General features: G+C 38.4%; 4 protein-coding genes. 3 read left to right on the forward strand and 1 reads right to left on the reverse strand.

Features of this window, described 5'->3' with window-relative positions:
- Positions 1–18: 18 nt before the first annotated feature.
- Positions 19–1,848, reverse strand: a complete 1,830-nt coding sequence (gene atzF / locus GVX98_RS03515) for an allophanate hydrolase (protein ID WP_159127274.1) — start codon at positions 1,846–1,848, stop codon at positions 19–21.
- Between the two features lie 1,094 nt (positions 1,849–2,942).
- On the opposite strand from atzF, the gene GVX98_RS03520 reads away from it, so the two are divergent.
- From GVX98_RS03520 to GVX98_RS03530, 3 genes are read left to right on the forward strand one after another with little or no spacing between them, the layout of a single operon-like run.
- Positions 2,943–6,155 carry a type VI secretion system Vgr family protein gene (locus GVX98_RS03520; protein ID WP_228716259.1) on the forward strand — a complete coding sequence of 1,071 codons (3,213 nt, stop codon included), beginning with the start codon at positions 2,943–2,945 and terminating at the stop codon, positions 6,153–6,155.
- An 18-nt stretch (positions 6,156–6,173) separates the two neighbouring features.
- Positions 6,174–11,261 carry an RHS repeat-associated core domain-containing protein gene (locus GVX98_RS03525; protein WP_159127275.1) on the forward strand — a complete coding sequence of 1,696 codons (5,088 nt, stop codon included), beginning with the start codon at positions 6,174–6,176 and terminating at the stop codon, positions 11,259–11,261.
- The gene (locus GVX98_RS03530; RefSeq protein WP_228716260.1) at positions 11,258–11,539 is read left to right on the forward strand and encodes a hypothetical protein; all 282 of its coding nucleotides are present in this window, start codon (positions 11,258–11,260) and stop codon (positions 11,537–11,539) included. Before GVX98_RS03525 ends, GVX98_RS03530 begins: the two co-directional genes overlap by 4 nt.
- Positions 11,540–11,957: the final 418 nt, after the last annotated feature.

Genomic DNA, 11,957 nt, shown 5'->3' on the forward strand with positions numbered 1-11,957 from the left:
TATAATTCCTAAATTTGACTAAGCTTGTTCTACTTTTGAATTGTTACGGTGTTGGATATAGGTGCGCCAACCGCCAAAGTGACTGATGTTTTCGGCATCGTTTAAGCCATAAGGTTCACAAATGAAACCTTTCACCCATCGACCGTCTGCCAGTTCGACATTGCCCATGCCTAGTGGTGTCGGAATCTCTGCGACAAATTCTCCAAAGCGAGCGGTCGGTACATCCCACAGTTCAACAATGATCTGCTGACCGTGTTCATCGACTCGGGCTAGACCGGGTTTAGGCGGGATCGTGCCATTCAGGGCAAATAGGGCATAGTGTTCAGCGGTATGCGTGGTTTCCACAAGCACAGCATCACGGGTGAGCAATTGGAAGTTCAGCGGCATTCCAGTCAGGTGTGCCCCAACCACCGCAACACGGATATGATGTGGAGAGACTGAGTTCTGCAGCACTGGAATGGGTGCATAGCGGTCTAAGGTCCCCAGTTTTAAGTTCAAATGCGTCTGCCAAATTTTTCCAAATTCAATCAGGGCTTGGTCATACCATGCAGGTGCAATTAGGCTGATGCCGAAAGGTAAACCGTCGGTGCGGAAACCTGCAGGCAGGGCGAGAGCACTTAAATCGGCGAGGTTGGTGAAATTGGTATAAGTCCCAAACTCAGAGTTCAGACTAATCGGTGACTGTTCCATTTCTGCAAGGGTGTGAATGGTTGGAGAGGTAGGAACAATCAATGCATCAAACTGAGCCAAAGTATCTTGAATTTTTCGGCTTAAGTCTTGCTTTAAGTACTCTGCGTTATAGGCATCAACTGCACTAAAATCATGACCTTTTTGAATGATTGTGCGCACTGTCAGATCGAAAACCTCGGGCTGCTGAGCCAATAATTCGGCAACCGCCGCCGTACGTTCTGCCACCCATGAGCCTTGATAGAGTTGGGCTGCCAATTGTTCAAACGCTGAAAAATCAATTTCAGTAATTTCAGCACCGAGAACTTTTAACTGTTCTACAGCCAGTTGGAAGGCATACTTAGCTTGGTCATCATCAAAGAATTCCAGTTTTTGGGGAATAGCAAAATGTGGTTTAGCCGAGAGTTTCGCAGGTGTAGTTTTGGGGTGTTGGCGTGAATAGCTATCTAGCGCATCGTAGTGTTCTACCGTTTGGGCAATGGTGTCGGCGTCTGTTACCGTTAATGCAAAAATTGAAATACAGTCCAAGCTTTTACAAGCTGGTAATAAACCACGATTTGAAAAACGACCTTTGGTGGGTTTTAGTCCAATAATATTGTTAAATGCAGCAGGAACACGGCCAGAGCCTGCAGTATCTGTTCCGAGTGCTAAGGGCACCAAGCCACGAGCTACAACACTGGCTGAACCAGAGCTAGAGCCACCACTGACATAGTCAGCGTTAAACGTGTTACTGACCGCGCCAAACGGAGAGCGTGTCCCGACAAGCCCAGTTGCGAACTGGTCTAAATTGGTTTTTCCCACAACAATGGCCCCTGCATTTTTAAGCAGGCGAATGGTTTCCGCATCTTGCGTAGCAACAGTTGTTAGGGCCTTGCATGCGGCCGTGGTGACAAAACCAGTAACATCGATGTTATCTTTCACTGCAAACGGAATGCCGTATAAAGGCAATTCTTTGCTGAGGTCTGTGGCTTGATCTGCTTTTTGCTTTAAGGCTTCAATTTGTTGGGAAAGTATTTCGGTCGTAGCAATTGAAATCCATGCATGATCAGGTTGTGGTAATTGCGCTACATAGTCGATTAAATCTTCAAGATGAATATCTTGGTTGAGATAAGCGGTTTGCCATTCTTGAAGTGTCCAGCCAATGCATTTGTTCTGACTCATTTTTTTGCATTCCAACTTGTATACATGATGGAATACAAAAATGCAGAATCTATGCCAATCTAATCAATTTGATTTATCTTTGGTTATAATTGTTATAAATCATTAGTTTAATGTTAAAGCTTTAGTTTAATTGAGTGATTCTAAGTGTTTTTAGCGTTGCACCAAAACAAGTGCATAGTGGAGCTAATGGTGCTTTTTATGATCAAGTCTTGGGTGGTTTGACGTTAAACTATTTAAAAATAGGGTTTAAATCATATTCGTTGTTTATGTGAATTGAGGGAATTAAAGCCAAAAGAATTGAGGATAAAACATATTATAAAATAGGATGATTCAAAGAAACTATACACACTCAGTTTTTAATTTTTATGTATAACTTAATGTATTTGAGCTATACCAAATCTGGAAAGTTGCAAGCTTCATTTAATTCGTGACCAATACAACCGTTGAAATGTGCAGAGATAATCAATAAATCACACGTATAACTTATAATATAAACTATTATTTTTATAATTGTGCATTCAGCTTTTCTCATCTTTCCTGTGTAGTTAATTCTATGCCATATATTGATATACATAAGCTGGCTGGATCTCAATTCAAACATCTGACGTGAATAACTGGGTCTTTTTTACGAATAATAATTGATGTACTTAATTTGTATTTATCCTGCATAAGGTGATGATCTAAACTGTCTGTCGATAGCAGACCAATTGCTACTATGTATAAGCAATTGGTAGTAGCCTACTGTATCATCTATGGGGGAATGCCTATATTGCCTGATAAGCAACAGCTTCAAGAATTGCGGGTTATGTAGAAGGCTGTAATTGTTAACGGGTTAAACTAAGTTTGAGTAAATTGCAAACCAGTTTGAAGAAAATAAAATTTTAATATTTCTATAGCGGGAAGAGAAATGAATTGGGTTAAGCTGAATATGGGGGGATAATATCAAAACTAGAAAAATAGAAACTTACAGATGGATCGGTCATTTATTGAAAAAAGGTTCTGAAATTTAAAAATTTTATTAAAGTTACAAAAAATTAAAGAAATTTTTTGAGACTTTTGTACAATCAGCCACAACTTAAAATTTAATAATAACGATGCCCAATAATATTTATGCTGCAATAGAGCAACTTGGACTTAGTGCACAAAAACGTGCCATTCATATTCAGTTCAGCAATACTTCGCTTAACGAACAAGTATTCCTTCAGCGCATAGATGGAACGCATGAACTGAATGTAGGTATAGAGTTACAGCTCCTTTGCTTATCTACCTCCGCTCATATTCCGTTAAAGCAATTTATTGGTAGTCAGGTGGCTGTCGATATTGTCACTGATAAACCAGAACTCAATCGTATTTCGGGCATCATCACCAAGGCGGATGTAGGGGCAAGTGATGGCGCTTTAACCATATATCGTTTAACCGTGGAAGACCCGACAGCCTTATGGAAGCATCGACGTAACTCTAGAGTTTTCATGGCGAAGTCTGTTGTTGATGTGGTTCAAATCATTTTTGCCGAGTGGCAGCAACGTAGTCCCTTATTTGCTTCAAGTTTGATTTTGGATAAAGGTGGTTTAAGTAAAGAATATGATGTTCGTCCATTCATTATGCAAGCGAATGAGTTGGATAGTGAATTTATTCAAAGGCTGCTCTCTTCAGAGGGGATTAACTGGCTTATTGATGAGTCTCAGCTCAAAGTGTCCAGTTCAAGTGAACCCATTCAGCCGCAAAAACTTAGACTGATTGATGACAACGCCCAATATCAAAGTTTAGAGCGACAGAATATTCGCTTCCATCGTAGCAGTGCTGTAGAAAGCAGTGATTCGATTACAAATTTTGTCGGACAGCGTTCTATACAACCAACATCTGTCCATATTCAACATTGGCAAGCTAATACTTTAGAAATAGAAGAAGGTGCGGGTTCAGTTCAAAGCAAACATAGCCATAGTGATAATCAAGACAACGCCAGTCTAGGTTTAGAGCAAGCATGGCATTTTTCACCTGCATGGATACAAGACATTAAAGGTGAAGATGGAACGACCAAATCAGGCAATAATCAGATTGAAAAGTTTAATCAAAATCTTGGTCACTATTACGACTTACAAGCCAAGCAATTTATGGCTACCTCGACCGTACGAGATGCACAAGTGGGTTACTGGTTTGAACTCAACGAGCACCCTGAAATTGATCAGCATAGTGGTTCAGACAAAGAATTCTTAATCACATCCAAAAAATTCTATAATCAGAATAATTTACCTAAAGATTTGACTGATCAAATCACAGCTTTGTTGAAGCAAACCAATTGGCAACAGGCTGAAATTACGATAAATAATAAAGACGAACGCCAAGCCAATCACCTCGTCTTACAACGACGTAATATCAGTATTGTTCCAGAGTACAATCCTCTGCGACAACGGCCTATTGCATCACCACAACGTGCGAAAGTTGTTGGACCAAGTGGTGAAGAAATTCACGTGGATGAATGGGGGCGTATTAAAGTCCGTTTCCTGTTCACGCGTAGTGAAGATAATACTCACGATGGCGGTGCAGGTTCAAATGACAATGACACAGATTCTGCTTGGGTTGATGTGCTCACACCTTGGGCTGGGGAGGGTTATGGCGCACGCTTCTTACCGCGTATTGGTGAAATTGTGGTTATCGACTTCTTTGATGGCAATATCGACAGACCCTTTGTCGTGGGGCGCATCCATGAAGCACAACGTCATCCAAGCAAATTTGACAATACAGGCAAACTGCCTGATACCAAAAAACTGGCAGGGATTCGATCAAAAGAATATCAAGGAGAGGGCTTTGGGCAACTACGCTTTGATGATACAACGGGTCAGATTAGTACCCAGCTACAAAGCAGTCATGGTGCGACACAACTGAACTTAGGGAATTTGAGTCATCCTAAAGAAACGGACACGAGTGAAGGGCGAGGTGAAGGTTTTGAACTGCGTACAGACCAGTGGGGAGCCATCCGTGCTGGGCAAGGCTTACTTGTTTCCACGTATAAACAAGATCAAGCTAAAGGTGAGCATCTAGATGCTGAAATTGCCAAGAAACAACTGGAAGGTAGTCAGACTAACAGTAAAGCTTTAAGTGATATTGCTAAAAATCAAAAGACTGATGAAATTGAATCGCTTGAGCAGCTTAAAGAATTTGCAGAACAACTCGAACAAAAAATTGCAAAATTCAAAAAAGCAGTTTTATTACTCAATTCACCTGATGGAATTGCGCTAAGTACAGCTGAAGATATTCATTTCTCTGCTGATTCACAAATCAATCAGATTGCAGGCGATAGCATCAACTTCAGCACTCAAAAGAACTTGATTGCTCAGGCGCAAAATAAACTGAGCTTGTTTGCTGCGCAAGGTGGGATCAAAGCTGTAGCAGCACAGAGTAAAGTTGAGATCCAAGCTCAATCCGATGCGTTGGATATACTTGCTAAAAAAGGCATTATTATTTCCTCGACAGAGGACCGTATCGAAATTAGTAGTCCTAAAGAGATTGTCATCACAGGGGCTACATCACAAATCACCTTAAATGGTTCTGGGATTTTCCCAAAAACAGGTGGTGAATTTAGAGTGAATGCAGCACAGCACGTGTTCCAAAGTGGGGCGACAGCGAGTACCAAATCAAGTTTACCACCACCACCGAAGCGTGGTCAGGGGGTACTTGAGTTATTACATGATTATGCACATGGCGATTTTGTTAAACAGGGCGGCTATACCGTTACTGATTCACTTGGTAAGCAATTTAAAGGGCAACTGGATGATAAAGGCTTTGTCCGTGTTTCAGGATTAGCGACAGGCGCAGCCAAAGTTGTATTTGAAGAAGATCAACGTAATCCATGGGATGAAGCGAGTGACTTTAAACGACCACCTATGTGGCCAAATGAAAATGATCCTGATGCACAAAGTTTAATGGGGAAGGCTGAATCTGTACTAAAAAATGCAGTAAGTGAAGCGAAGAAAACATTAGGTCAAGCATTTACCAATCCTGAAACAATTAAGAAAACAATTGGAGCAGCCAGCATGTTGAAAGATGGAGGGGCAAAGACATTGCTCCCAATGCTAAAACAAGGTGCTGAAACGCAGTTGACCAATCAAATCGCCAGCTTTGTACCCAAAGCACTTGGACAAAATTCTAAAGGGCAAAGTATAGCCAATGGGGTGCAAGGAGTTGTTGCTAGCAATAGCCTAGAACCAATCAAAAATCCATTAAGACAAAAAGCTTTAAATACCACGGGTCAAAGCACAACTTTGATCAATAGTAACCCGATGAATGCTATGAATTTAACATTTAAGTAAGAATTGAGAATTAGAAGAATGGCTAATCCACCAAAACCAGCACAGAAACAGCAAACGAAAGTAAGTACGAGAAGTAATACTGGAAAAGCAGCAGTTGCACCAATCAATACAATCAAAATGGCAGATGTGAATGCTGGGACAAAAAAAATTAATCAATGGCTAAAACAAAATACAGGGGGTGTTGTTGATTTAGATACTCTTAAAAATGTTGCAGGAAGCTTACCAGTAATAGGAAATATTATTTCATTAACAGATGCTGTTTATGATGTCATTGAAATTACGAAGAAGCCAAACCCAAGATTCCCCGATTGGCTAAATTTAGGAATTGATTTAGTTGGAGTGATTCCTTTACCTCCTGGGATGGCCGCAGCTCGTACAGCGCTTAGGCCAGCATTGAAAACACTGAAATCCAAAAATTTAACTAAACAAATACCTGATGTAATTATTGAATTATTAACTAATCATGTTAATGAGCGTGTAGCAGGGGAGCTGGATAAATTTGCAGATAAGGCACAGCCTTTAGTTAAAAAGACAGTTAATGATTGTGGTGGCAAAGCTAAAGAGCTTGGCAATAATTTTGCTGATGGTATGAGCAAAATTTTAACTGGAAAAGTTTTTAATTCAAGGAGTGACATTAAAAATGCAAAAGCCAGTTTATCTAAAGTTGGTGACAATATTTTTCGTGATACTGGAAAAGCATTTTCACATGGTGTTTCTTTCTTAGCGAGTGGTCTTTCTGCTGTTGGAAAAGAGTATGGAAATTTAGGAGCTGGTACTGCAACCTATTTCATAGGATCAGATACAAAAGCCTTGATTAACAAGCAAATTGGAGTTTTTAGGAAATTTAGTAATACTGTACCGTCAAAATTAGCGCCTTTGGCCGATCCAAATACAGCTATGAGTTTTTCTTGGTTATTACAAAAACTTTCGATAGCTGCAAAAAACTTTAAACTGAAGAAGGCAAAAAAGACGGTTGCAATTAAACCGAATCAAACTTCACAGAAAGATAAAAAAAGACCAAGTGGGGAATTGGAAACTATTCAAAATCAGAAGGGTGCCAATAATAATCCGAATGATAGTTGTCCACTGAATACAACTGGTGTAAATGGAAGTAAAACCAAGCCAGTGACTAAAACTAAAAGAAGTATCAGTTATGCTTTAGGAACTGAATTCTTAACTCATGTAGATGCATATGAATTTGCTTTGTCTAGCTTTGTCCTCTCTAGAACCTACGCTTCAAATTTGTATCAACTGGATGATGGTGAGTTTGGAGCGCGTTGGTTTACGCCATTTATGTCACGCATTATTAATAAAACAGAATATATAGAAGAAACTGAACAGAAAGAAGGACATATCCGTCAATTAAAAGGGTTGCAGTATATTGGGGCAGATGCACGCCCAATTGCTTTAGCGGATATTAATGTTGGGGAAAGTATTCATGATCAACAGGAAGGATTTTATTACAGTGTGATTTCTGAAAATGTACAAGTGATTTCATTTGGTACAGATGAGAAGCACATCTTTGAAAAATATAATGATGAATACCGATTATCAATAATTGAGTATAAAAATGGAATGACGGCAGCAGTTCGTTATGACCATAAGATCAATAATAAGTCTTATATTTCAGATATTTTAATTAAACATAAATCCCAATTGTTGCTACACATCGCATTTAGAATAAATAGTCAAGGTAAGGTTGAAGATGTTTGGGCAATTGAAAAGGGAGAATTAAAACGTCCACTAGCAAGCTATAACTACAATGACAAAGGCGATTTAATTGAAGCCATTACTGAAAATGGCGCAAGTTATTATTACCAATATCATCATCATCTTATAACACGTTATACCGATCTTACAGGTCGCGGTATGAATTTAGAATACGATGGCATTGCACCGACTTCTAAGGCATATCATGAATGGGCGGATGATGGTAGCTCTGAGGTTCGCTTAGAGTGGGATGAGAATATTCGTCTTACTTATGTTATTGATGCATATGGTAATGAAACAGAATATTACTATGATATTGATGGTTATACCTACCGTATTGTTTACCCAGATGGGCTGGAAGAATGGTATTTCAGAGATGAATGTAGTCGTGTAGTTAGACATATTGATACTGACGCAGCCGTCAATGAATATGAATTTGATGAGAATGGTAACTTAATCACAATTACCCAACCTGATGGGGCGACCACCCACTATGACTATGATGATCAGGATCAACTCATTGGTATGGTGGATGCTGAACAAGGTCGTTGGTTTAAAGAATATGATGGTTCAGGAAACATAATAAAAGAAATTGATCCGTTAAAAAGAGAAACAAAGTACAACTACAATGCTATGGGTCTTCCTATACAAATCACAGATGCGAAAGGTGGAAGCAAACAATTAAAATATGATGACCAAGGAAACTTAATCAGTTATACCGACTGTTCAGGTAAAGAAACAAAATGGGAGTATGACCTCAGAGGGCGAGTGACTTCAGTAGAGAATGCTTTAAAAAATAAAGTTGAATATTTTTATAGTGATTTTACGGCTGAAACAAGAGAACCTCTTGAACAAGGTTTACCATTAAACTCGTTTGGTCAATTAGAAAAGATTAAATATAGCGATGTATTAGAAGAACATTTTATTCATGATGCCGAAGGCCGACTGTTGGTATATATCGATCCAACTGGGAAAAAAACACGTTATGACTATGACCCAGCAGGTTTAATTTCTTATCGTATTGACCCTCTGGGGTATAAGATCAAATATGAGTGGGATAAGTTAAGCCGACTCAAACGATTAATCAATGAAAATGGTGCAGCCTTTGAGTTCTTTTATGATGTAGCTGGCCGCTTAATCAAAGAAATTGATTTTGATGGCAAAGAAACCCTGTATCAATATGACGAGACAAATGGTCAACTTCAAACCAGTATCGAAGTTGCTCTGCTTCAAGGGCAAAACTTGTCTGGAAAGCTGGCACCAAAAGATCGTATTCAGCACTTCGTTATCGATAGTATGGGGCGGCTTGAACAACGTACTTCTGGTTTTGGATACAAAGGTCAAAATGAATTAGAAGAACAGCAGTTAGAAGAGTTTGCCTATAACAGCCATGGTCAAATTTTATTGGCAAAAAATGCAGAGAGTAAGGTTGAGTGGTTCTATGATGTTGTGGGTAATTTAGTCCGAGAGCATATTCAAGACAACAAAACTCATAAGACAGCAGTGTGGAAACATGGCTACGATGAAATCAATGACCGTATTAAAACGATACGCCCAGATGGACAAGATATTGATTGGTTGACTTATGGAACGGGTCATGTCCATAGCTTAATTTTAAATGGCCAAGATATTGTTAGCTTCGAACGCGATGATTTGCATCGCGAAATTGCACGACATTATGCAAACGGTTTAAGCCAATTTGAACACTTTGATGAACAGGGGCGGTTGAGTCAGCAACAAATCGTACAAGGCCATGAAAATGGCTATGCAAATGCGCAATTGCAACAAGAACAAAATGCTGTTCAAGACACTACAAGTCTATTATCACGTGTCTATCGTTATGATAAATCTGGTCAGCTTGCTCAAATTCAGGACAGCCGCCGTGGTGATATTCATTATAAATATGATCCACTTGGGCGTTTACTTGAAGCAACGTCTAAGTTCGGTAAAGAAAAATTTAGTTTTGACCCTGCGAGTAATTTAATAGACCGACATCTGGAACAGCAAAATCAAATTCACGAACATAGAACAGATGAAAACCAGTATGGCTATTTGAAGTTGGTCAATAATGTTGTTCGTCAATATTTAGATCAACAATATCAATATGATGCTTATGGACAGTTGACTACTCAAAAATCAAATCAAGGGGATTTAAACTTATCTTGGGATGTTTTAGGTCGTTTGGTTCGAAGTCGTAATACTGAATATACGGCTGAATATCGTTACGATGCGATGGGGCGACGTTTAGCAAAAAGAAGTAAGCACCATCATACAGGTCAAGAGTTGGATTTTGTTTATGGATGGGATGGTGATACGTTAGCATATGAGTCAAATGAGTCATATACCAAGCATTATATTTATGAAAAAGACAGCTTTACTCCCTTAATTCAAGCCGTTTATCAAACGCCTATACAGGTGCATACAACACCTGTTTGGGATGATAAATATAGTTTTACTCGTGATTTACTTTGGAAAAAGACTCAGAGTAGTCAAGGCTTTGATGATGTTTGGTTCTATCACTGTGACCATTTGGGGACTCCACAAGAGATGAGTGATCTTAGTGGTCAGATCATTTGGAAGGCACAATATAAAGCTTGGGGTGAATGTAAAGCAGAGAAAGTGAAATCAAACTTCTTTGAAAATAGTGAAATCATTTCAAATAATATTCGCTTCCAAGGGCAGTATTTTGATGAAGAAACAGGGTTTCACTATAACCGTCATCGTTACTACTCGCCTTACGTAGGGCGCTTTATTTCTAAAGATCCAATTGGGCTTTTAGGTGGGCATAATGTTTATGCTTATGCGCCGAATCCTATTGATTGGGTTGATCCGAGAGGGTTAGCAAGAGTAAAAGGTTCGAAAGGAAGTAGTGGAAAGGGGGGAGGAGGTTCACCTAAGAAGAAACCTTGTCCAGGTAATCCTTGTGAGGGGAGAAATCCAGCAGCTGAAGCTAAGGCTTTTCAAGGACAAAAACCTGGTCAGCCTTATAATTCTTATGATGGAGTAGATTCTTATACAAATGTGGTTATAAAAAAGGGCACAGTACTTTATGCTTTAGAACCTGGGGGGTTAGGTTATGGTGTAACTATTGCAACTGTTAACCAATCTAAAGGTAGTGCTCAAAAATATCATGATTTAGTACAAGTAACACCTGGATGGAATTGGGCTGAAAGTAAACCAAGAGATATGAGAACTAAAGTTAAAGCATTTATTCTTCAAAAAGATTTATGTGTAGCAAAAGGTAAAGCTCAGGCTAATTCTAATTTTACATTTAAGGATGATGATGGAAATACCGTATGGAAAGATCCACATACATATTCTGGTGGTGGGACACAGTTTTATGTTGAAAAAGCTGAGCGTAAAAATTTTAAAGAGGGTAAAGTGAGAAAAATATGAAAATTGGAAATAAAGAAGTACATATCTGTGAATGTCTAAAAGAAATCATGGTAAAAGAAATAGATTTAGGAAATTCTATTAGATCTTATAATGAAACTCCTGAATGGCCAGAACAAGACAGCAGATTTGTTTTTTTAGAAAACAAAATAAATATAACATCTTTGAATGATTTACCTGAATGGATTTCAGTGAGGGTGAATAATGATATGCATTATACTTGGTATAATGAAATTTATTGCAAAAAGCATCATGACTTATTAGCGGCAGGTGATATGTGATTCTAATCTACAAGGTTCCCTCTAAAGCCAAATTTAATTAGGAAGAGGGGTTGTAAAAGAGCCTTCTATACGGTCTGTAAGCTAGATTGAAGGAGAGTTTAAAGATTCTTATTCAATTATTTTGAGTTCATAAATTATTTTGTGTGGTAAGTATCATTTTTATGTATTACAAAATTTAGCCCTATATTAAGTTTTATGTGCTCATGTTTTCCCCAAAGCATGAGCATCTTTTTTTTATTTTCTTTAGTTTTTTTGCATAAAAATTTTTCTATTAACATTACTAGGATAAAAAGGGTATAGTATGTATTTAATGTCGTTAATTAATAGAAAATAAAATATAGATAAATTAAGCACTTATTTAAATTAATTTGTTAAGTATATTTTTTGTTTACATAATTATATCAATTGGTAGTAATTC

Source organism: Acinetobacter sp. 8I-beige (assembly GCF_902505955.1).
GTDB classification, from domain to species: Bacteria; Pseudomonadota; Gammaproteobacteria; order Pseudomonadales; family Moraxellaceae; genus Acinetobacter; species Acinetobacter johnsonii.

Excerpts from the sequence above, each read along its gene's own strand:
- GVX98_RS03530 (WP_228716260.1), top strand. The coding sequence starts at position 11,258 with ATGAAAATTGGAAATAAAGAAGTACATATCTGTGAATGTCTAAAAGAA.
- GVX98_RS03520 (WP_228716259.1), top strand. The coding sequence starts at position 2,943 with ATGCCCAATAATATTTATGCTGCAATAGAGCAACTTGGACTTAGTGCA.
- GVX98_RS03525 (WP_159127275.1), top strand. The coding sequence starts at position 6,174 with ATGGCTAATCCACCAAAACCAGCACAGAAACAGCAAACGAAAGTAAGT.
- atzF (WP_159127274.1), bottom strand. The coding sequence starts at position 1,848 with ATGAGTCAGAACAAATGCATTGGCTGGACACTTCAAGAATGGCAAACC.